The organism is Novosphingobium sp. 11B (genome assembly GCF_054589055.1).
In genome coordinates this window covers 82,651-105,266 of record NZ_BAAILP010000044.1, presented here as the reverse complement: position 1 = coordinate 105,266, position 22,616 = coordinate 82,651, and the positions used below count along the sequence as shown (strand labels likewise).

Below are 22,616 nucleotides of genomic sequence, written 5' to 3'. Positions count from 1 at the left end.
ATGGGAAAATATCGATGATATGGGCGGATGCGTCTTGCCCCTCGATCAAGCACTCGACCACGTTGCTGAAAACAGCATCTTCTGGACCTGGACCTGACCAAAAACGTACAAAGTCGAGCTGAGGCAATCGGCAGGTATCGGCCTCCGACGATTAGCCGCCCAGCCTTGCGACAACATGGCCAATTTGGCAAATTGATCGAATGAAAAATTCTATCGACCGCCCGCTGGACGGTGTAGCCTCTGTGACACGCGCACTGAATGTCCTCTCATGCTTCGAGCAAGGTGACGATGCACTTTCCCTAGCAGAGATGGCGCGGCGGACAGGAATCGTTAAAAGTACGATCCTTAGAATAATCTCGTCATTTACGGACGCTGGCTATCTTATCCGGATCAATGATCAGTATGTTCTAGGAAGTGAGATTGTCAGACTTCATGCTATTTATAGCAGCTCACAGGGCATGGAAGCCATAATTTCACCGATCTTGTCGCACCTTGCATATGTTACGAAAGAAACTGCAACGTTCTACATTGAGCAGCAAGGACAAAGGCTTTGCCTTTACCGGGCAAACTCGCCGCTCACATTGCGCCTCGACATCTCTCCAGGATCTTTTCGTCCGATGGACAATGCCTCGTCGGCTAAAATTTTGCGGCTATTTAGAAAATGGCCCGACGAACAGCCAGGCCTTCCTGCAATGCCAATCTATACTGCTGGTGCAACGGACCCGCACGCTGCATCGATGTCTGGGCCAGTTCTGGGACAGGGCGACCGGCTGGTTGGAGCCGTGTCCCTAACTGGACCAATGTCGAGACTCACCTGGGAAGCCGCCAAGCGCTATGAAGACGACTTGATGGCGGCCTGCGTCAAGATCAGCGCAGCTTTGGGATCAGACCTCGGTTCCGTGTTCCGCGCGGTTGAGGAATCTCCTGCGACACCAATTTCCTGATTTCGTCTAACGTGTTGGCTTCTCGTACCGCTCTGTCAAAGAGCGGGGGGAGCACAAGAGTCAGCGCCAGCTTGTGCAGCATAGGCTGCACGGTGAGCCGCTAACCCAAAACCCGAAAAACAGAACGGGTGTTGCGTTTTTATAATTTCAGGGCCAAAGAAGCTCCATAACCTGTCTTGAATCGCCTAAATTCGGCATTCTCAAAATGGGTATGTGTGTTCTGTTTTCGTGGAGAGCTCTATGCCTATCGGCTTTCGCATCCTGCAACGCCTTCAATCCGTTGATGCGGCTACCGTCGAGAAGTTCAAAGCGCTGCCGGTCGCCAATATCAGCGACTCGATGTCGCGAATGGCTGCTGGGGGGGCCAACTTGCGGCCGTATCATTCCGGGGGCGTCCTGGCTGGACCAGCCGTGACGGTGAAAGCCCGTCCAGGCGACAATTTGATGGTTCATGCGGCTCTTGATCGCGCGCAACCCGGGGATGTAGTCGTAGTGGACGCCGGCGGCGATCTTACAAACGCCATCATCGGCGAACTCATGGTGGCACATGCGGCCCAACGTGGTCTGGCCGGACTTGTAATATTTGGCGCTATTCGCGATTTGGCTGCCATCCGCGAAGGGACCTTCCCCGTGTTCGCAGCAGGAGTCTCGCATCGAGGCCCTTACAAGGACGGCCCCGGTGAGGTCAACGTACCTATCGCCATAAACGGCATGGTCATTACACCCGGAGATCTACTGATCGGCGATGATGACGGACTGGTATGCATTCCCGTCGCAGAAGCTGAGGCAGTCTATGCGGCTGCGGTGAAGAAGCACTTGGCTGAGACCGCGCAATTGGAGCGGATTGCCCAAGGACAAAATGACCGCTCATGGGTTGAGAAGGCCCTCATCGCGGCAAACTGCGAGATGGATGCGTAACGATGACAGCGAACCGTACTGTGCTGTTCGTGGGAGCGGGGCTCTCGGCCGATGCCGCGGCACTGGCGGACAAGAACGGTGTGGATCTGAAGATCATACCGCCTTACCCAGACGAAAGCGCGCTCCTCGAAAAGATCACCCTTTACCGCCCGGTTGTGCTCATCGTGCGCTCTGCCAAGATCACACGTGAAGTCATGGCCACTGGCCTGCCGGAACTCAGGCTTGTCGCGAAACACGGTGTGGGGGTCGACTCTATCGACGTTGCCGCGGCGAGTGAACTTGGTTTGCCGGTATCGTTTACTGCAGGCGCGAACGCCCAGTCTGTGGCCGAGCAAGCCTTGGCACTTCTTTTCACGACTGGCCGGCGCATACCTGCGCTTGATGGCAGCGTTCGCCAAGGCACCTGGGACAAGACCTCGACTGGCCTCGAACTTTTCGGAAAAACGGTCGGACTTGTCGGGTTCGGCACGATCGCGCGCATTTTAGCCTCGATGGCATCATCTCTCAACATGAAGGTGCGGGTCTTTGACCCGTATGCTCCTGACGATGTCGACGGAACCGTTGTCGAACGGGTCGCCTCAGTCGACGAACTCCTTGCATCCTGTGATGTGATAAGCATGCACTGTCCGCTAACGGACGCGACGCGCAACATGATTGATGATCAGGCGATAGCTCGCATGCGAGACGGTGCTATTCTTATAAATACGGCGCGCGGGGAACTTGTCGACGAGATAGCTCTGGCTGCTGCCCTGAAAAGCGGGAAGCTGGCAGGAGCTGGCCTGGATACGCTAGCACAAGAACCTCCCCGCGTTGAAGGACCGCTGTGGTCGGCACCGAATCTTGTTGTAACGCCTCACGTCGGGGCAAGCACCCACGAGGCAAAGGCGCGCGTCGGAACGATCGTGATGCAACAGGCGATCGATATGATCGAAGGCAAGCGTCCCGAACATAGCCAGCTTGCCAATGCGCGAGCATTTACGCCGGCGTAAATGCCCATTCAAACCTAACCCATACGGGAGAGCCACTTTGACCTCGGACGAAATATCGCCGTTGGAAAAGAGCACGATGCGCAAGGTTTCCTGGCGTCTCGTGCCGTTCCTGATGTTATGCTACCTCTTCGCGATCGTAGATCGCGGCAATATAGGCATGGCCTCACTTCAAATGAATGAGGATTTGGGGCTTACGAAAACCGCGTTCGGCTTTGCCAGCAGCCTCTTTTTCGTTTCGTATTTCCTCGCCGAAGTTCCAAGCAACATGGCGATGGAAAAGTTCGGTGCGCGCATCTGGATCGCACGCATCATGATTACCTGGGGTCTGCTTTCGGCAGCAACCGCATTCGTCACGGGCGAAAATTCGCTCTACGTCATGAGGTTCCTACTTGGCGCTGCAGAAGCGGGATTTTTCCCCGGCGTGCTCCTTTACCTGAGTTATTGGTTGCCGCGCGCGTATCGGGCTCGGCTAGTGGCGATCTTCATGGTCTCGATTCCTGCTGCCAATTTCATTGGTGCCCCGATCTCGGGCGCGCTGCTGTCCATGGACGGCCTGCTAGGCATGCGCGGCTGGCACTGGGTCTTCATCCTCGAAGGTGTGCCCGCAACCATATTGGGCGTCTGCTGCCTCTTCGTTCTGAATGATCGGCCAGCAAATGCGAAGTGGCTGTCGGATGAGCAGCGTGGATGGCTGACCAGTCGCATCGAAGAGGAAAACCAAGCGAAATCACTGATCGAGAACGTTGGCTTCCTATCTCTCATTAAGAATCCGATGATTTGGGCTATGGCGATTATCTACGCTGGCCCGTCCGCATCAAGCACGACCTTGAGTGTGTGGCAGCCGCAACTTATCAAGTCGTTTGGCGGCCTGTCCAACTTCGAAACGGGTTTGCTCACCGCTCTTCCGTTCGGCGTGGCGTCGGTCGTCATGGTTCTTTGGGGGAATAGCTCAGACCGCCAAAAAGAGCGCAAGTGGCACTCAGGACTTCCCCTGCTTCTCATCAGCGTCGGTATTATGGCCAGCTTCCTGACGACCAACCTTATGCTGACCATGGTCATGTTGAGCGCCATTCTGATCGGCGCATACTCGGCCAAGGGTCCTTTCTGGGCACTGTCGTACGAGTGGCTGTCTCCTCGCACTGCGGCGTCCGGCCTGGCGCTTATCGGCGCCACATCCAACCTCATAGGCGGCGGTGGCAGCGTGAATGTCTATGCCTATCTTCTTGAGACGAGCGGCAGCCATTCGGTAGCACTGCTTCCGCTTGCAGCACTTAACGGCATCGGTCTGATTCTCCTTCTGGTCCTGACCGCGCGCCATCGCGCGCGCTCTTCGGCAGCCTAAATCTAAGGTTTCCACTATGAAGACGACTTTACGTCTCGGCACCCAGCTGCTTGCCGGGTCAGCGCTCGCGCTCGCCTCTTCGCCCTCCTTTGCTTCTGCACCCAACGATCCGCAACAGGCAGAGATTGCCGAACTCCGCGAGGTGGTGGAGGGTCAAAAGAAACTTTTGCAGCAGCAGCAGCAGAACCTATTGGCCTTGGAAGCGAGGCTACAGGCCCTTGAGGGGGGCGAAATTCACACCCGAGTTGCGTCCGCAGCGCCAGTTACTCCGTCGGTAGTAGGACAATCAAGGGTTGCAGAAAAGGCCGCGTTGGCTAGCGCGTCGAGTGTGACCGACCCGCCAAAAACGCCCAAAGAACCGATGCAGCGCCACGGCCTAGACGTTAGTTGGCGAGATGGGGCGCCGTTACTTAGCGTGGAGGAAGGTGGCTTCTCTTTTCGGCCGCGTGGTCGTTTGACCGTGGACGCATCGTCTACCCATGGGTCGCGTTTCGATTCACGTAACATCACCGGAACCGAAGGCCGCACGCTTCGCTTTGGCATGGAAGGGACTATTTCCTCATCACTTGCGTATCAGATCGAGGCCGATTTTGCGGACAACGATCCTGAACTGCTCAGTGCCTTCGTGACCTACCTTGGCCACGATCGGGGGAATGAATACGAGATTTCGGTGGGCAATCGACTTAGTGAAAGAGGTTGGGATGCTTCGACCAGTTCGCAGAACACACCGTTCATGGAACGCAGTGTCGTTGCCACCGCTATTCGCCCCGAAAAAGGGTTCTTCGGACTTGGACTAACCGGCAAATATTTCGGTCGAAATTGGCATTTCGCCGGGCAAATCGCGGGTGACGCAATTAACAATCCAGGAACGGCCAATGACTCCTTAACCTTTTTGGGCCGCGCGCACTGGAACCCCTTAAAGGAGCCAAACGCAACCTTGCATTTGGGGTATTGGGCATTTGTAGAGGACATTTCGAGCTCGGTGCAGACGGTAAACTTCAACGCATATATTGCAACACGCTTCAACGATAACCTTAGGGTATCTACGGGTCTCTATCCGACGCCATCCAAATCCTTTGCCCAGGGCGGCGAAATCGGGCTCATCCTGCGTAGTGCCTATGGGTATGGCGAGTACGGAACCAGGCACCTGTGCTCACGAACAGAGGGCGTTGGCTGCTATACCCAGAAAGCTTGGGCAGTCAACGGAGGCATCTACTTGACAGGTGAGCGGCCGCCATATGTATCGCGCAGCGGCATCTGGGGGCGACCTAACATCAAGTCTCCTATTGGGCACGGTGGATTAGGAGCATTGGAACTTGCGGCCCGATATGAGTCTCTGGACTACAATGACTTCGCGCAGGGCGGAGATGGAACCGCGCTGACATTGGGCTTGAACTGGTATCTCAATGTCGAGATGAAGTTCATGCTCAATTACGTCCTATGGAAAACAAACAATCGGTCAGGACTATACCTTGGTAAGGACGATGGAAATTCGATAATGGCTCGGATGCAATTTGCCTTTTAAATTACGATGACACAATGAGCTGCTGCGGGGCGTGAATTAATATATCGATCGAAGAATTATTGAACAGGCATTGCAGCTTGTCATGGATCTTGGCTTCGGCGATCTAGCGCGCGGACGCACGACGCTTGGCAGTGGATGCCGACGTAAGCGAGCTTGACGGTGGCCGTAACCCGCTCACCGATCTGCCTCGGCCTCACAGGGCGTCTGTAAGCATCGACCTCGAAAAACCTCGCTCGCTTTTTTGATGGGCCAAGAGCGCAAGTGCGCCACAATCCCGGCACAAACAGGGGTCAACGTCCGACTTGACAACATAGCTTGTTACATGTTGAAATTTTTTCTGCTTAGTGACGATCAATTCGTCGATGGTCGCCAGCATGTTGGATCCCCCTCCGCAAACAATGGAAGACATCATGCGCTTGGAGGTAGCCGGTTGCCTCGGCGAGCTGAAGGAAGTTGCAGCGACGGCGATATGGCTATCGAGCGTCGGTGCTAGCTTCCTCACGTAACGACGGTCTCAGGCAAAATGCTCATTTTCGGATAGTCTTTGCTTGGTGGGCCTATCAGGACCGGACATAAGCGAAAGGTGATGATGGCAGCCTTCGCAAGATGTCAAATCCAAGCAGACTTTCGTCTGTCTACGAGTTTCGTCCGCCCAGGTCGGACAGTGGTCGATTGGCGGCCGGCGAACACCCGATGGCGGACACTCCCTGCAAATGGTCGCGGCAGGAAACCCACTTACGAGAACGGCGATTTCACCAGGCATTTACGGCCGTGGATTTAAGTACATCGGCGGGTGTGCCCTCGCCCGTCGTCTTGAAGGAGACAAGCTCACATCCGTGTATTCTCGTCGCATCGGTCGGCTTGAACGCATTTACGAGACTGAGCGGCTGAATAGGTTATACTCGCTCGCAATCCGGGGAAAGACTGAAGATCGCCGTCGCCCAAATCTTGATTTTCGCTGTGATCCTGCTGCGCAGTCGAATAGGGTTTCGCTTACGGTCATTTCGTATTCGGGGAAACAGGCAACCGTCCGGTTAAAGCATACCGACGCTTCCAAAGCGTGGGCGGCATCTGTTTGATGCATCGGTGAAAATTGTTCATCGATCCATTGCTCCGGCTAAGTGTTACTCTGGGGCATCCAAGGAGAACTCATGCAATATCGTAAGCTTGGACGGACAGGCCTCAAGGTCAGTCCGTTATGCCTCGGCACCATGAATTTTGGTGATGTTACTGATGAAGCGACAAGTTTCGCAATCATGGACGAGGCCCTTACTGCCGGGATCAACTTCTTCGATACGGCCGACGTCTATGGCGGTCCACAGCGGCCCGACATGGAAAAAGGCTACGGCATCTCCGAGGAAATTATCGGCAACTGGCTCGCGCAAGGCGGACGACGCGAGCAGATCGTGCTTGCGACCAAGGTCTATCAACCGATGGGATTGGGACCGAACGACCGCGGCCTTTCAGCTTATCACATCCGGCAGGCGTGCGAGGACAGCCTGCGCCGCCTGAAAACCGATCATATTGATGTCTATCAGATGCACCATGTGGCGGTCGACGTGCCTTGGGACGAAATCTGGCAAGCGCTCGATCTGCTCGTTCAGCAAGGAAAGGTGCTTTATGTCGGCAGCAGCAACTTTGCCGGTTGGCATATCGCAACTGCGCAAGCGGCCGCTCAGGCCCGTCGGACGCTTGGACTTGTCTCCGAACAGAGCCTTTACAATCTAATGGAGCGGACCGTTGAACTTGAGGTCCTGCCCGCCTGCAGGCATCATGGTTTGGGCATCATACCGTGGAGTCCGCTCAACCGCGGCGTGCTCGGCGGCGTATTGAAGGCGGAGAATGAAGGCCGGCGCTCACGCCCGGATGCCAAAGCCAAGATTGAAAAGTTTCGGCCGCAGCTTGAGCAGTACGAATCTTTCTGCGCGGAGCTCGGCGCCGAACCGGCCGATGTCGCGCTGGCGTGGCTGCAGGCCAATCCGATCGTCACTGCCCCCTTGATGGGTCCCCGCACAATCGAACAGCTTCATGGCGCGCTCAAGAGCCTGAAGATGACCCTGCCCCCCGAGGCGCTCGCACGCCTTGACGAGATCTGGCCGGGTCCTGGCGGTGAAGCACCCGCCGCATATGCCTGGTAAGTCTCGGAAGACGAAATTGCGAAGAGCTTCTCGCCCGATGCATCGCGCGTACCCAAGACGCGGTCGATCAAGGGCGTTGGCTCTAAAAAGAAAGGGATGAGACTATGAAGTTCGACAAGCCCGCGGGCCGGACCCCGATCGATCGCATGAAGGTCGTGGGACAACCTCTCGTTAGATACGAAGCGGGTCTCAAGACAACAGGCACGGCCAAGTATGCCTACGAATATCATGATGTCGTACATGATGCCGCTTACGGCTATATTCTTGGTTCGGCCATCGCCAAAGGACGCATTGCAACGCTCGACGTGCGCGAGGCTGAACAGGCTCCGGGCGTTCTCGCTGTGGTTACCTATCAGAACGCCGGACCACTAGGCGTCGGAGCCTTCTACGTTCATCGCATGCTCGCCGCTCCACAGGTCGATTTCTATCATCAGCCGGTCGCCGTGGTCATCGCGGAGACGTTCGAGCAGGCCCGCTCCGCCGCCGCGCTGATCCGTGTCACGTACGACCGCACGCCCGGCAGTTTCGATCTGGAAGCGCAGATGGCCAGTGCACCGATAGCGCCAAAGCAGCCGTTTGGCGGCCCCTCGGAGAAGCAGGTCGGCGATTTTGCGGCAGCGTTCGGCTCGTCCCCCATCAAGATTGACCGGACTTACTCCGTGCCCGACCAAGCTCATGCGATGATGGAGCCGCATGCGACACTTGCCCATTGGGACGGAGAGCGGCTGACATGCTGGACTGCCATCCAGCAAATGAACTGGGGTACGCGTGACCTGGGACTGATCCTTGGCATCCCGCGCGAAAACATCCGTTTGATCTCTTCGTTTATCGGCGGAGGTTTCGGCGGCAAGGGATCGGTGCAGGCAGATCTGGTACTTGCGGCAATCGCTGCAAAGATAGCGAAACGCCCCGTCAAGCTCGCCTTGCAGCGCTCGATCATGTTCAACATCACTATCCATCGCCCCAAAACCATTCAGCGCGTCCAACTCGCGGCGGGCCACGACGGCCGTCTGACCGCGATTGGCCACGAAAGCTGGTCCGGCAATCTGGAGGGCGGGCGCACCGAGCCGACCCTGATCTCCACCCGCACGCTCTATGCAGCGCCCAACCGCCTTACGCGGTATCGCCTGGCCACTCTTGATCTCGCCGAAGGCAATGCAATGCGCGCACCTGGAGAAGCGCCGGGGCTGATGGCCCTCGAGATTGCCATGGATGAGATGGCCGAGAAGCTTGGTATCGATCCCGTCCAGTTCCGCATCCTTAATGATACCCAGGTCGATCCTGAAAAGCCCGATCGGCCGTTCTCAATCCGCCAGCTTGCCCGCTGCTTGACAGAGGGAGCAGAGCGGTTTGGATGGAGCGCACGCAAATCGAGGCCTGCCCGCACGAAAGACGGCGACTGGCTGGTAGGCATGGGCATGGCCTGCGCGATCCGCGGTGCACCAATCAACAAGGCTGGCGCACGGATTCGATTATCGTCAGATGGCATGATCACAGTCGAAACCGACATGACCGATATCGGCACCGGCAGCTACACCATCGTCCAACAAATTGCCGCCGAGATGATGGGGGTCACTCCCGACCGGGTCATCGCCCGACTCGGCGATTCGTCTTTCCCTGAAACTCCGGGCTCCGGCGGCCAGCAAGGGGCACCATCGGTCACCGCCGGCGTCTACGCGGGCTGCATGAAACTACGCGAGGCCATTTCCCAGAAACTTGGCTTCAACTCTGCAGACACCGATTTTGTCGAAGGGCACGTACGCAGCGGCAATCGCATGGTGCCTTTGGCGAACGCGGCGCGAGACGGTGACTTGGTCGCGGAAGACTTCATGGAGTTCGGTGATCTCAAGGATCGCTTCCTCCAGCAGACCTTCGGCGCCCATTTTGCGGAAGTCGGCGTCGACATCTTTACCGGCGAAATCCGCGTTCGCCGTCTTCTGGCGGTTTGCGCGGCCGGGCGCATACTCAACCCAAAGACCGCGCATAGCCAGATCATTGGCGGCATGACCATGGGCATCGGTGCTGCACTGATGGAGGAAATGACTGTCGACAAGCGCTTTGGCTTCTTCGTCAATCACGACCTCGCCGGCTATGAGGTGCCGGTTCATGCCGATGTCCCGCATCTGGAAGCCTTCTTTATCGAGGAAGTGGATCCGACCATGTCCCCCGTGAAAGCAAAAGGCGTGGGCGAACTTGGCCTGACCGGTGTCGCGCCCGCGATCGCCAACGCGGTATATAATGCAACCGGTGTTCGCGTACGCGACTATCCGGTGACGCTGGACAAGCATCTCGAAAAAATGCCTGCGATCGTGTGACGCGCAGCGGAATCGCGGCAGATTGGCGCTCGATATCTGCCGCGATCCTATTGAAGCAGGTCGAGGTCGATGGCCGTAGCCACTGCTCGGAACCCGGCATCTTTGAGATCCAAATGATGGACATTATCCACCCTGGCGGACAGGTGCTTGGCAATTCTCGGATTGGTGTGACCTTCGCGAAGTCGATCGTGGCATCAACCATCTCATCGTGCCGGTTCAGGCATTGACTCGTTCGCGAACATTCTCCTCTTCGGGCAACGAGTAACGACCAGAGACAGCACTCTTACAGGGCATAATCTTGACGAGGATCGCCTCGATCACTTTGTCGTATTCCCGCTTAGCCGACTACCGGTAAGTCCGTTTTTTCGATTTCGGATCGCTTTCCCTGATATCGATAGCAGCCGCTCGTTCGTCTGTCCGGGAACGGCTTCGTCGAGGACCCGATCCCTCCGGCCGATCAGCCCATCTTCATAGAGAGTTCGCCATCGTCGGCAAAAGGGATTGAGAAGTCTCCGCCACCGATCGCACGGACCCGTTTCAGATGTTTGGGGCACATATCGGCATTATCGCCGAGGAGGATGGCACCAAGGCGTAAGCGGCTCTACAGCAGGCCGAGGATGTCGTCGCAGACACCCTTGGCTGTGGAGCGGCGTGCAAATATCGGGCGCAGATAGGGGCAGTTTTGCGCGCCGGTTGACAGACTGGAGCTCAGGATTGAGCGCTCCGATCCGGTCCCACTCACTGAACCGTTCAGTCGGCAAGGCCACGGAAGGCCGCGAAATAGCGCGAACCTAGATCATTCGGATACCTCATTCATAGCGGCAGCTTCGGACTCGTCATGGATGCGATCTGCACGAGATCGGAGCAGCAACGCGATGGGCAGCGCAAACAATGCCGCCACCGCGCTTACGACGAAAACGCTGCCAAGACCGGCATGCCCCCCGACCCAACCAAGTAGCGGACTGCCGATGCCAAGCGTCAGGTCGAGGAATGCATTATATGTGCCTATTGCCAATCCACGCTGCTCAGGCGGTGTGCGGCGCACCGCCTCCAGGCCCAGGCTCGGGAAGACAAGCGAGAAACCGGCTCCGGCGATAACCACCCCTACAATCGCGACGACGGCGGATCCGGCGAGCCCGACGATCGCGAGCCCGAGCGCCTGTGCAATCAGGCAGACAGAGGCGACCTGTGCGCCGCCATGCCGGTCGGGCAAATGCCCGCCGACGAGACGCGCGCCGATCAGGGCGATGGCGAAAGCGGTAAAGGCAAGCGCACCATGCGGCCAACCCTGCGTCGCGAAGTACAAAGTCAGGAACGCGGTGACTGCACCGAATGTGATGCCGCTCAGCGAGAAGCCGATGCCCGGCCACAGGACAGCGCGTAACACATCCTGCCACCGCCCCGTAGGCGCGGCAGACGGGATGTACGGGCGAACCTGCAAGGCAACCACCAGAGACACGAGCGGCAGAATGAGCGTCGTCGTCGCTACGGCGATGAACCCGGCGACGCCATAGAGCAGGCTCCCCAATGGCGCCCCTGCGGCCAAGGCGGCGAACATTGCCATGCCGACCCAGGCGATCACCTGCGCGGATCGATCGGCCGGGGCCAACCCGAGAGCCCACAGCATGCCGCCCGTAATGACCAGGCTTTCCGCACCGCCGAGCAAAGTCCGCCCCACAATCAGGACGGTGACTGACCAGAGCGGGGCAGGAAGGAGCGCGAGCGAGCCCAAATAGCAGACTCCCGAGGCGACTGCGGCGATCAGTCCCAGCGAAACCGCCTGCTTGGGCCCCCTTGTATCGGCAAGGCGGCCTGCCCAGAAACGCGAGACGAGCGCGGCGACGAACTGCCCGCCCGCCACCAGCCCGACCACAAACGGACCAAAGCCGAGAGTGTCATGAACATGAAGTGGGAGGACCGGCAGCGCCAAACCGACGGCTGTGAAAAACAGGAAAACCACCGCCATTACCGGGACCACCGGTGCGAGACCACCGACCGAAGGTATCTGATCGCCTCCCATGTCAGGCTGTGTCGATCGCGTAATCCACATGACGCGCACCTCTGCCCACATGGTCTCGGGCGGGCAGCGACGAGCGGACGGTGTCGTTGAACCCGGTCTCACCTGTCTCGATGATGCTGCTACTCGGCGAATCATTCAGCGCCTTCACGAAAACAATACGCAGCGCATCGGGCGAACTGGCTGCGGGGCAGCCGCCGTTCGTCAGTACGCCAAGCTCCAGCATCGATAACGACCCGCCAGGTTGGCGTCGTGGCAGGACATTCATCGCGGTGCTTCGCTGGTGGTGGGCGAGCGCTGGGCGAACACCTTCTTGACCACAGGCAATGCTGTGAAGACTGACGGCCAGCCGGCGTAGAAAGCGAGCTGTGTCAGCACCTCGCCTACCTCGGCCTCGGTCAACCCCTGATCCATACCGCGATTGAGATGATAGACGAGTTGGTCACCCTTGCCGTCGGCGATCAGCGCCGCGATAGTGATGAGGCTGCGGTCGCGCTGCGAAAGATAGGGCCGCTGCCACAACTTCCTGAACACCAGATCGTCCGTGTATTCAACGACGCCGGCCGACACACCCTTGAACTGGCTGACGCCATTGGCACGCGAGGCGTCCTTTGCTGCGTCGAGCGGCTGCAACGGACCGACTGCTGGCGGCAGATCGGAGGTCTTCACATTTCTTGCGGCGAATACCTCTCGCACAGGGCCGATCGCTGCAAAGGCCCTGCCCCAGCCGGCATAAAAGGCCAAATGCGTGATCTCTTCCGAAATCTCGCTCGGCTTGACACCGTTCTCGATCGCCTGGTTGGCGTAATATCCCAGTGCTGGCGCCTCACCGCGCGTGATAAGCGCCGCCATCGACACCATGCTGCGATCGCGCGACGAAAGACCCGGGCGTTTCCAGACCTGACCGTAGAGGTTCTGTTGGGTATACTGCTCGAGCGCTGGCGCAACCTCGCGAACCTGATCCGGCGACATTCGCCGATGATCGACATTTGGCTGAGTAATCCCAATTGAAGAAGCGTCCTGCGCCAGCGCCGTCTGCGGACCGGCGGCGAGCAGGAGGGCGGCGAGCGCAAATGGCGCGGCGATTTGATTTCGAAGCATTGACATAGAACGCGTTGATACAGCATTCCTGCGGTGAACGTTTTTTGATGACGCGATGAAGAGATCGAGTGATCTCTCTTGAGGTATCGGTGATTAGGTCGTTACCGACCCAGACTATCGAGGTGCTCCCATGCGCAGCCTGTATCCTTGCCTCTTGCTTATCACGCTCTCAGCCGCTGCCAACGCCCAGCCTGCCCCCCGCGTACCGCCATCGGTATCGCATGCCGGCAAGCGAGAGACTCTGCCGGGTCCCACGCGCAATTTCATTGGCAAGGTCACGGTGGAACCTCTGGTGACGCCAACGGCGCCAGGCCGTGCAGTCCTGGGACTGGTCACCTTTTCTCCGGGCGCCCGAAGCAACTGGCATACACATCCTGCCGGGCAATCGCTCTATGTGACCCATGGGTGCGGACTGACACAGCGCGAAGGAGGGGCTGTCGAGAAAATCTGCAAAGGCGATGTAGTCCATGTCCCCGCCGGCATGCGCCATTGGCACGGCGCGACCGAAACTACGACCATGACCCATCTTGCAGTATCAGAGATGCTGGATGGCAAAAACGTGGTCTGGGCCGAACCTGTCAGCGACGCCCAGTATCACGCCGGTGTGGGAGCCCGTTGACGCCGTGTTGGTGAACCGCGCTGACCTTGCCGACTTTACCTATTTTCTTGCGATCGCGCAGCATTGCAGCTTTCGGCGCGCGGGGCTGGAACTGGGTGTCACGGCATCTGCAATCAGTCACGGGCTCAAAGGACTGGAGCAGAGGCTCGGTGTTCGCCTGGTAAACCGCACGAACAGGTCGGTGACCCTTACTGCGGCCGGCGACCAACTGCGCGACGCGCTCACCCGGCCATTCGAGGAGATCGGTCAAGCGGTCGATGATCTCAACCGCTTCAGAGAAGCACCAAGCGGGCGGATCCGTCTTAACGTAGTCGCGGACGCCGCGCGCAACCTTCTCGGCCCGGTGATGGGCCCGTTGGCGGAGCGCTATCCCGATCTGGAGATCGAGATTGTCGCCAGCAACCGGATCATTGACATAGTAGGCGAAGGCTTCGATGCAGGTATCCGTCATGGTGGGACCGTGCCCGAAGATATGGTGGCGCAACGCCTGTCTGCAGATTTGAGATGGATAGTCGCCGGCTCGCCGGACTATCTGGAGCGGCACGGAACGCCGATGCATCCCGACGACCTTCAGCATCATCGCTGTATCGGTGTGAAGCTTGGAAACGACCAGATCTACCGCTGGGAGTTCATGCGCGAAGATGGCGAATTCGGTATCTCCGTCCCGAGCAAGTTGGTCGCCGACGACAGTGCGACGATGATGGCCATGGCTATTTCCGGAGCCGGACTGACTTATGGCACACATGCATCCATGAAGCCGATGCTGGAAGCCGGGCTTTTACGCCAGGTTCTCGCCGACTGGGCGACCATCGGCGGGGACTACCATATCTACTATCCCAGTCGACGACAGGTGCCGGCTGGATTGAAGGCACTGATCAATCTCATTCGTGAGATTCGCCCGCTCGGTCTTTGACTGATTGATGAACGGCATTTGATACTCCGTCAAAGCAAACCGCTCTCTATGATCCGGCGTCAACGCCTTACCTCGCGCGTTGGAACAGCGATTGGAGATCGACGTGACAAACCCGAGATATGATTTCAGCGGCCAGGTCGCCTTCGTGACCGGAGCGGCAATGGGGATGGGGCTGGCGACTGCCCGCGCCTTTGCGCAAAGCGGCGCTGCAGTGGTTCTGGCCGATCTGGACGGCGCTCTCGCCACCTCGGAAGCGGGGCGGATCGTTGAAGAAGGGGGCACGGCCCTCGGCCTCGCCTGTGATGTGGCTGACGAAGCGCAAGTTGCTGCCGCCATCGACCACACGGTTTCCGAATATGGCCGCCTCGACATGGCATTCAACAATGCAGGCATCCAGGTGCCGCCATCGGATGCCGCCGACGAGCCCTATGAAAATTTCGAGCGCGTGGTCGCAGTCAACCAGCGCGGCGTCTGGGCATCGATGAAGCACGAGCTTCGGATCATGCGCGAACAGGGTTCGGGTGCAATCGTCAATAACAGCTCGCTAGGCGGTCTGGTCGGTTTGCCGCAGCGCGCCGCCTATCATGGCAGCAAGCATGCAGTACTCGGCTTGACGAAGAGCGCGGGCGTCGAATACGCGTCGCGCGGCATCCGCATCAACGCGATCTGCCCTGGTACAATCGATACGCCGATGGTCCAGGACATGCTGAAAGGGCAGGCCGAGGCGATGGAATTGATCATGAAGGAGCAGTCGATCGGCCGTCTCGGCAGCGCCGATGAGATCGCCGCTGCAGTGCTGTGGCTCTGCAGTCCAGCTGCCAGCTTCATAATCGGCGTCGGCCTGCCGATCGACGGCGGGTTCACTGCGCACTGAGCATAGTTAATAACAGGAAAAGAAATCATGGCTGAGAGCAAAGCACCCCCTTCACTCGAACGCGCGCGGATCGTCTCGCCCGCATTCGCCGCGCATTCTGAAGAGCGTCTGCTCGGCAACGTCTGGCAACGCGGTGGCCTGGATGCGCGAGACCGCTCGCTTGTCGCCGTCGCCGCGCTGCTCGCCAGCGGGCAGGCGGCCTCGCTCGAGCACTATACCGCCAAGGCACTCGACAGCGGAGTCACGCCTGCCGAGCTGTCCGAAATTGTTCTTCACCTCGCTTACTATGCAGGCTGGGGCAAAGCGATGGCGGCCTCCGGACCGGTCGGCGCGGTATTCACCGCACGCGGCATTGGCGCCGAGCAATTGCCAGCCGTGACACCCGATACGCAGCTCCCGCTCAACGAAGCGGCAGAGGCCAAACGCAGACAGACGGTCGCCGACAATTTTGCCGAGGTGGCACCGGGCCTCGTCGATTACACGACGGACTACTTGTTCCTCGACCTGTGGCTACGCCCCGACCTTGCCCCGCGCGATCGCAGCCTCATCACGGTCGCGGCGCTCGTCGCGGCCGGACAGGCCATGCAGATCACCTTCCATTTGAACCGGGCGATGGACAATGGCCTCACACGCGAACAGGCCGCCGAAGTCGTCACCCAACTCGCCTTCTACGCCGGCTGGCCCAACGCGATGACCGCGCTTCCCGTATTCAAGGACGTCTTCGCCGCCCGCGAGCAGTAAACATCTGACAGGATCACTTCATGAAAATCGCTATAGTCTATGAAAGCAATTACGGCCACACTGCCAAAGTCGCGGAGGCTGTCGCAGCCGGTGCCCGATCAATCGCCGGTACCGATGTCACCCTCGTCAAGATCGGCGACGACGGGACGGCCGATCTTGACGCTCTAACCGCGAGCGACGCGATCATCTTCGGTTCGCCCACTTATAATGGTGCGCTCGGATGGCGGATGAAGCGCTTTTTCGAAAGCACCACGGGTCCGGTCTGGACCAAGCTGGCTTGGCGAGACAAGATTGCAGCCGGCTTCACCAACTCCGGTGCACTGAGCGGCGATAAGCTGGGAACGCTGATTTCCATAGCGCTGTTTGCTGCGCAGAATGGCATGACCTGGGTCAATCTCGACATGCTGCCGGCCAGCGGCGACGACAACCAGCTTAATCGCCTTGGCAGCTGGCTGGGTGTCATGACACGGTCCGACGATGCTCCAGCGGACGTTACGCCCCCGGAGGGCGATCTCAAGACCGCAGAATATCTCGGTCGTCGCGTCGCCCAGTTGACTGCCCGGTTCGTACGCGGAGCCACATGAAGGATCAGGCGAGAGAGGATCAATGCCGGCTCGTTCGCGACGCCCCCGATCATTCTGTTTGCCATGCTTCAACCGGTGACTATCTTTAACGGGCGGTGCCGTTTCGCCAAGAACTGATCGGCTGTAGCAACTTCAAGGCGATCGGCATGCTCATCTTGCCTCTACAAATCCAACGACGCGCCGTGCCGGGGGGGGCCAAAAAGTCGTCGCCACGCGCAACTGACGCAAAAAGGAGAACGACATGAAAAAGCGAGTACTTGGACATTCCGGCCTCGAAGTTTCGGCGCTCGGGCTTGGCTGCATGGGCATGAGCTGGTCCTATGGCCCGCCAAAGGACAAGACCGAAATGATCGCGGTTTTGCGCGGTGCTGTTGAACGAGGTGTGACCTTTTTCGATACTGCCGAGGCTTACGGTCCGCTTTCCAATGAGGAACTGCTTGGTGAGGCGCTGGCGCCGTTCAAGGGCGAGGTAGTAATCGCCACCAAATTCGGCTGGGCGCCGAGGCCCGGTGATACCAATCGCTGGAGCGCGCTTAATAGCCGACCAGAGCATATCCGTACTGTGGTCGAGCAATCGCTGAGCAGGCTGCGGCTGGAGGCGCTCGATCTCTATTACCAGCACCGTGTTGACCCCGAAGTGCCGGTCGAAGATGTGGCCGGCGCTGTGAAGGACTTGATCGCGGCGGGCAAGGTCAAGCATTTCGGCATGTCGGAAGCGAGTGCCGAAACGATTCGACGCGCGCATGCGGTGCAGCCGGTCGCGGCATTGCAGAGCGAATATTCGTTGTGGTGGCGCGAACCGGAGGACGAAATTCTACCGGTACTGGAGGAGTTGGGTATCGGTTTTGTGCCGTTCAGCCCCCTCGGCAAGGGATTTCTTACCGGCAAGATTGACGCCAGCACGCAATTCGCCATCGACGATTTCCGTAGCACCGTGCCGCGCTTCGAGGCGGAAAACCGCAAGACCAATCAAGCCCTTGTTGATCTCATCGAGGGTTTCGCCGCGCAGCATGAGGTGACGCCCGCGCAGATCGCGCTCGCATGGCTGCTCGCCAAGCGCCCCTGGATTGTGCCTATCCCGGGTACAACCAAACTGTCGCGTCTGGAGGAAAATCTCGGCGGCGCCGCCGTGACACTCACGCCTGACGATATGACAGCGCTGGAGCGGGCCTCGGCCGAGATCCGCATCGTCGGCGCGCGCTATCCAGAAGTTCATCAGAAACTGGTGGGGCGTTGAACCGGCAGCACAAAGGAACCGATCATGAAGATTCCTATGTTTCTGGCAGTGATCGCCACTGTCGCACCGGCCATAGTGAGAGCGGACGCCCCGCCCCCCAACCCGCTGGTCGGCACCTATCATTTGATCAAGATCGATGAACCCGGCCCAGACGGAAATGTAATCCACCACACCGATCTCAAGGGCAGTCTGATCTACGCTCCGACCGGCCGGATGTCGGTCCAAGTGATGTATCCCGATGCCAGCGCATCGAACGAATACACCAGTGCCGGCTATGAGGGCTCGTTCGGAAGCTACACCGTAGATACTAGGGCGCGCCGTGTCACTCACCATGTCGAGGGCGCCAACGCCCGCAAACTGGTTGGTTCCGACCTGCCGAGATCCTACCAGCTTACAGGAGATCGTCTCGTCATTCGCTCGACCCGCCCGGACGAGCATTGGGCGGTTACCTGGCAGCGATATTGATCCAAAGGATTTGAAAAACATGCAACTGAAGCGCGCCGGCTCACAACCGTCCCAGCGTCCACCGCAGGAGTATTTCACAGGCACGGTCCGTCTCGATCCACTCAACGCCCCGCCTGAGCCATCGCGGGTCTCGTGCGCGGCCGTCACGTTCGAGCCCGGCGCGCGCAGCAACTGGCATACCCACCCGCTGGGCCAGACGCTCATCGTGACTGCCGGTTGTGGCTGGACTCAGTGTGAGGGAGAGGATCGCGTCGAGATCCGCGCCGGCGACGTAATTTGGTGCCCGCCCGGCCACAAGCATTGGCACGGAGCCTCCTCCACCACGGCGATGACACATATCGCTATCCAGGAGGCGCTCGACGGCGAGAATGTCATCTGGCTCGAACCGGTGACCGACGAACAATATGAGGGCGGCCCGCTCATCAAGGATTGACCACGTACAGGCCGAGTGTTCGACCTGGACGCTCATCCCGGTCACGATCAGAAGGAAGAGAACGATGCCGCACGCCATCGTGAAGATCGCAACGGAACGCAGCGAAGCCGACCGACAGAACCTCGCCGATCGTATTACGCAAGTCGTTGTCGATGTATTTGGCCACAGCCCCGACGAAGTCTCGGTTGCAATCGAGCATTATGCACCCGACACCTGGATTGGGGAGGTCTATGAGCCGGAAATCGCCGGGAAGAAGGACACCCTCTACAAACGACCCGGCTACGGGTCGCTCGCGGAAACGGGCGAATAATAAGGAATTTCCTATGGACTATGTCAATCTCGGTCGGTCCGGCCTCAAAATCTCACGACTGTGTCTTGGCTGTATGAGCTTTGGCGAGCCGAAGCGAGGCCCGCAGGCCTGGTCGCTCGACGAGGAAGCGAGCCGCCCCTTCTTTCGGCAGGCACTCGAGGCAGGAATCAATTTCTTCGACACGGCTGACATCTATTCCGGCGGCAGTTCAGAGGAGATCACTGGCCGAGCGCTCAGGGACATGGCGCGACGCGACGAGATCGTCGTCGCCACCAAGGCGTTCTTTCCGGTGCGCAACGCGCCCAACGTCGGTTTCCTATCGCGCAAGGCATTGATGCAGGCGATTGACGACAGCCTCATTCGGCTTGGAATGGACTATGTCGATCTCTATCAAATCCACCGCTTCGATCACGGGACGCCTGTCGAGGAAACGATGGAGGCGCTCCACGACATCGTGAAGGCGGGCAAGGCGCGTTACATCGGGGCCTCGTCTATGGAGGCTTGGCGCTTCGCGAAGATGCAATACACGGCCGATCGCCATGGCTGGACGCGTTTTATCTCGATGCAACCGCAGTATAACCTGCTGTACCGCGAGGAAGAGCGCGAGATGTTGCCGCAATGCCTGGACATGGGTGTGGGTGTTATCCCATGGAGCCCGCTGGCCCGCGGGCGGTTGACCCGCGACTGGCAGGATGGGGAGAGTAACCGTTCCAACAAGGACGCCTTCGCGCAGCAGATGTATGCCGATACCGAGCAGCACGACCGCGCGGTTGTGTCCGAACTGCGTCGCATCGCTGAAGCACGCAGTATCCCGCGTACGCACGTCGCACTGGCCTGGTTGCTGAGCAAGCCTTCGATCAGTGCGCCAATCGTTGGCGCGACAAAATTGCATCATCTGGTCGATGCCATCGATGCACTTGGCGTGAGATTGACGGATCAGGAGATTTCGGCGCTCGAAGCGCCCTATTTGCCCCATCCAGTCAACGGTATCGTCCCGCCGCTCAGCAACGAACCGTCCAAGCTGTCAGATGTGGGATTTGGCGCGTCAAATCGCGGGTGAATGAATGCCATTCACTGGGGCATGCCTGAGCGATTGTCGTCAGCTGGAAGCGATCTTGTGGGGCAGACGCCTACCAAATGTTTTCCCGTGACGGGTTTCGGCTGCTGGCCGAGCATGACTTCGAAGGTGTGCAATTATGCTTCCTTTTCAATCCTGGCTTGCAGCGGTGCACCCGCCTATCCCTCAGTATCGATCCCTCCGCTGCTGAGGAATTGTCTTCACGGCGAGGTCCGCGCCAAACAAACCTCTCACCACCATTCTGCTAATTAGTGTCAGATCCTGTCAAGGTGGTCATTTTCTTACTGCCTGTTTGTGCGCATATGCGCGCTGCGACCATAATGCGGCACCGAAATGTTCATGCCGCCGCATCCTGGCGATACGTCTGGATTGATCGAGCTTCCGACCACTTGGAATTCCGGAATTAACTTGCCCGACGCGGCACTGCTGTGCCCGTTGACGAACCGGTGCATTGATAGCTGGAAGCTCGCCTCCAGTCACCCTTGCCGTCCCAGCGCGCGACCTGCGGATATGCGCACCATGGCCGCTGGGCAACGACTGCGCCGTCGGTTCCGAACTTGGTGGCGATGATCTGGTCGGGGGCCTTGTTCTGCCTGATCCAGCGCACCAGTGCCGCCATGACATCATGATCGGCATCGGCACCAGGCACAGTGGTCCCATTCGCGCCTATCGAGTCGGGACCGGGACCACCAGCGCAATGATCGACTCCCGGTGCCATGAAAAGGCGATAGAACCCATTTGCTTTCTCCGCTCCCATCGTCTTCAGAACGGCCTCACGATAGCGCACGGAGTTTCGCGCAGGAATGGCCATATCCTGCCAGCCATGCCATTGTATCAGCTTGCCGCCGCGCTTCATGAACTTTGACAGGTCGGGACTTTCAGCCGCCACGGCTTGACCGATCACTCCTTCGCGCGCTGCCTGTAAATCGCGCTTCCACTCAAACTGGCTGATTGTCCAATCCGGGTCCGCATGCACGTAATCGCGAAAGAAGCCTTCCGGCATCCGGGCGGCGCCGGAGGAATACCAGCGCGTCTCGCGTGTTGCTCCGAACGACATCCGGCCAAGCGACGTCTCCAGCCCAGGGCTGTACCCGGGATAGAGCAGATTGCCCTCATCATCGATCAAATCGGCAAACCGGGCCTTGAGTCCTGCAATTTCCAATCGCGTCAAGCATTCCTTGGAGTCGGCTCCAGAGCATGCGAGGGTCGCCACATCGAAATGGCATGCCTGAACATTGTCGATAACCCCGTTGACGCCTCCGCACGTCTTCAACACCGCTGACTGGACCATGGACAGCTTTTCCGGTGACACCCATGAACCCGGGTTGTCCATAAGGAAGCGCCCGAATTTCGCGCCAAATGCATTAAGCTCCGGCCAGTAGTTTGCAGGAGCACCAGCCGAAATTCCATCATAGTCCTCCGGGAAGCGCTGCGCGATCGCAAGCGCCTGGCGCCCACCCGTTGAACATCCATTGAACAGAGAGATTTCCTGGGCTGATCCGTAGTAGGCCGCAATCACCGCCTTGGAGGCCACGGCGACTAGGTGAAGCGAGCGCCAACCGAAATCCCTCACTTTCTCGGGGTGGCCGATGGCATAAGTCGCGTCGTCGGACTGGCCGGCGTGACCGTTGTCCTGCCCGGAGACGGCATAACCGGTGTCCAGTGCGCGGCGGATTGCATTCATTGAGAAGTTGCCGGAGTTACCGCCACCGCCGATTGCCTGATAGAGATGATTCCAGTTTGCCGATGTCGGCAGCCAGACTTCGAAGCGGATGTCGGAATCCGAAGTCGGCCGCAATTGTCCCTTGACCCGGCACATCGGCGTCGTGACGGTCGCACTTCCACCGTACTGCGACGCAAGTGTCGTGCCTGCCGCAACCGGCTGCGCCGACAGGATCTGCGCCCCGGCAAGGGAGCGGCCCGCCAGCGCTTCGCAACGGCTGGAACCTTTCTCCGATCCCGGCTTCGCAGCCATGGCCTGGCCGGTATGATCGGTGGAGGCGAGCGCTGACGCCGCGATCATGGCGGAAAGGCCGCAGGCGCTCAGAAGGGTTACAAACTTGTCATGCACGG

Annotated in this window: 22 protein-coding genes; 17 read left to right on the top strand and 5 right to left on the bottom strand. The window is 58.9% G+C overall.

The genetic code is table 11. The features are described 5' to 3' along the window. Window positions 1–200 precede the first annotated feature (200 nt). The 5 genes from ACYPYD_RS04010 (at window position 201) to ACYPYD_RS03990 (ending at window position 5,718) form a co-directional block, all read left to right on the top strand. Window positions 201–944, top strand: a complete 744-nt coding sequence (locus ACYPYD_RS04010; protein ID WP_459662173.1) for an IclR family transcriptional regulator — start codon at window positions 201–203, stop codon at window positions 942–944. Between the two features lie 240 nt (window positions 945–1,184). Further along, complete coding sequence (locus ACYPYD_RS04005) at window positions 1,185–1,862, top strand: RraA family protein (protein WP_459662172.1); 678 nt, start codon at window positions 1,185–1,187, stop codon at window positions 1,860–1,862. A 2-nt stretch (window positions 1,863–1,864) separates the two neighbouring features. Beyond that, window positions 1,865–2,851 carry a hydroxyacid dehydrogenase gene (locus ACYPYD_RS04000; RefSeq protein WP_459662171.1) on the top strand — a complete coding sequence of 329 codons (987 nt, stop codon included), beginning with the start codon at window positions 1,865–1,867 and terminating at the stop codon, window positions 2,849–2,851. A 37-nt stretch (window positions 2,852–2,888) separates the two neighbouring features. Further along, complete coding sequence (locus tag ACYPYD_RS03995; RefSeq protein ID WP_459662170.1) at window positions 2,889–4,193, top strand: MFS transporter; 1,305 nt, start codon at window positions 2,889–2,891, stop codon at window positions 4,191–4,193. 16 nt (window positions 4,194–4,209) lie between these two features. Then, the gene (locus ACYPYD_RS03990; protein ID WP_459662169.1) at window positions 4,210–5,718 is read left to right on the top strand and encodes an OprO/OprP family phosphate-selective porin; all 1,509 of its coding nucleotides are present in this window, start codon (window positions 4,210–4,212) and stop codon (window positions 5,716–5,718) included. A 193-nt stretch (window positions 5,719–5,911) separates the two neighbouring features. Here ACYPYD_RS03990 and ACYPYD_RS03985 read toward each other — a convergent pair whose 3' ends face one another. Continuing rightward, window positions 5,912–6,094: a hypothetical protein gene (locus tag ACYPYD_RS03985; RefSeq protein ID WP_459662168.1), complete on the bottom strand. Its 183-nt coding sequence runs from the start codon at window positions 6,092–6,094 to the stop codon at window positions 5,912–5,914. Window positions 6,095–6,869: 775 nt separating this feature from the next. On the opposite strand from ACYPYD_RS03985, the gene ACYPYD_RS03980 reads away from it, so the two are divergent. Continuing rightward, complete coding sequence (locus tag ACYPYD_RS03980) at window positions 6,870–7,856, top strand: aldo/keto reductase (RefSeq protein WP_459662167.1); 987 nt, start codon at window positions 6,870–6,872, stop codon at window positions 7,854–7,856. 104 nt (window positions 7,857–7,960) lie between these two features. After that, a complete protein-coding gene (gene paoC, locus ACYPYD_RS03975) occupies window positions 7,961–10,171 on the top strand; it encodes an aldehyde oxidoreductase molybdenum-binding subunit PaoC (RefSeq protein ID WP_459662166.1) in 2,211 nt (736 codons plus the stop codon). A gap of 796 nt (window positions 10,172–10,967) precedes the next feature. Here paoC and ACYPYD_RS03970 read toward each other — a convergent pair. The 3 genes from ACYPYD_RS03970 to ACYPYD_RS03960 are packed head-to-tail and all read right to left on the bottom strand — an operon-like array spanning window position 10,968 to window position 13,289. After that, a complete protein-coding gene (locus ACYPYD_RS03970; RefSeq protein ID WP_459662164.1) occupies window positions 10,968–12,137 on the bottom strand; it encodes an arabinose transporter in 1,170 nt (389 codons plus the stop codon). Window positions 12,138–12,192: 55 nt separating this feature from the next. Continuing rightward, window positions 12,193–12,414, bottom strand: a complete 222-nt coding sequence (locus tag ACYPYD_RS03965) for a hypothetical protein (RefSeq protein ID WP_459662163.1) — start codon at window positions 12,412–12,414, stop codon at window positions 12,193–12,195. Between the two features lie 38 nt (window positions 12,415–12,452). Next, window positions 12,453–13,289, bottom strand: a complete 837-nt coding sequence (locus ACYPYD_RS03960) for a carboxymuconolactone decarboxylase family protein (RefSeq protein ID WP_459662162.1) — start codon at window positions 13,287–13,289, stop codon at window positions 12,453–12,455. A 130-nt stretch (window positions 13,290–13,419) separates the two neighbouring features. On the opposite strand from ACYPYD_RS03960, the gene ACYPYD_RS03955 reads away from it, so the two are divergent. From ACYPYD_RS03955 to ACYPYD_RS03910, 10 genes are all read left to right on the top strand, one after another. Continuing rightward, window positions 13,420–13,908 (top strand): (R)-mandelonitrile lyase, encoded by a 489-nt coding sequence (locus tag ACYPYD_RS03955; protein ID WP_459662161.1) that lies wholly within the window; start codon window positions 13,420–13,422, stop codon window positions 13,906–13,908. A 10-nt stretch (window positions 13,909–13,918) separates the two neighbouring features. Further along, a complete protein-coding gene (locus ACYPYD_RS03950) occupies window positions 13,919–14,821 on the top strand; it encodes a LysR family transcriptional regulator (protein WP_459662160.1) in 903 nt (300 codons plus the stop codon). A gap of 91 nt (window positions 14,822–14,912) precedes the next feature. Next, on the top strand, window positions 14,913–15,695 hold the full coding sequence (locus ACYPYD_RS03945) for a glucose 1-dehydrogenase (RefSeq protein ID WP_459662159.1): 783 nt from the start codon (window positions 14,913–14,915) through the stop codon (window positions 15,693–15,695). A gap of 27 nt (window positions 15,696–15,722) precedes the next feature. After that, on the top strand, window positions 15,723–16,436 hold the full coding sequence (locus tag ACYPYD_RS03940) for a carboxymuconolactone decarboxylase family protein (RefSeq protein WP_459662158.1): 714 nt from the start codon (window positions 15,723–15,725) through the stop codon (window positions 16,434–16,436). 20 nt (window positions 16,437–16,456) lie between these two features. Continuing rightward, on the top strand, window positions 16,457–17,020 hold the full coding sequence (locus tag ACYPYD_RS03935; RefSeq protein ID WP_459662157.1) for a flavodoxin family protein: 564 nt from the start codon (window positions 16,457–16,459) through the stop codon (window positions 17,018–17,020). A 241-nt stretch (window positions 17,021–17,261) separates the two neighbouring features. Next, window positions 17,262–18,257: an aldo/keto reductase gene (locus tag ACYPYD_RS03930; protein WP_459662156.1), complete on the top strand. Its 996-nt coding sequence runs from the start codon at window positions 17,262–17,264 to the stop codon at window positions 18,255–18,257. Between the two features lie 24 nt (window positions 18,258–18,281). Beyond that, entirely contained in the window at window positions 18,282–18,722 is a 441-nt protein-coding gene (locus ACYPYD_RS03925; protein WP_459662155.1) for a lipocalin-like domain-containing protein, read from the top strand. A 19-nt stretch (window positions 18,723–18,741) separates the two neighbouring features. Next, on the top strand, window positions 18,742–19,155 hold the full coding sequence (locus tag ACYPYD_RS03920) for a (R)-mandelonitrile lyase (protein WP_459662154.1): 414 nt from the start codon (window positions 18,742–18,744) through the stop codon (window positions 19,153–19,155). Window positions 19,156–19,219: 64 nt separating this feature from the next. Then, complete coding sequence (locus ACYPYD_RS03915) at window positions 19,220–19,465, top strand: tautomerase family protein (RefSeq protein WP_459662153.1); 246 nt, start codon at window positions 19,220–19,222, stop codon at window positions 19,463–19,465. Between the two features lie 13 nt (window positions 19,466–19,478). Further along, the gene (locus ACYPYD_RS03910; RefSeq protein WP_459662152.1) at window positions 19,479–20,525 is read left to right on the top strand and encodes an aldo/keto reductase; all 1,047 of its coding nucleotides are present in this window, start codon (window positions 19,479–19,481) and stop codon (window positions 20,523–20,525) included. A gap of 421 nt (window positions 20,526–20,946) precedes the next feature. Here the strand turns inward: ACYPYD_RS03910 and ACYPYD_RS03905 are convergent. Next, window positions 20,947–22,616 (bottom strand): tannase/feruloyl esterase family alpha/beta hydrolase (locus tag ACYPYD_RS03905; protein ID WP_459662151.1); only part of this gene is annotated, 1,670 nt, incomplete at its 5' end.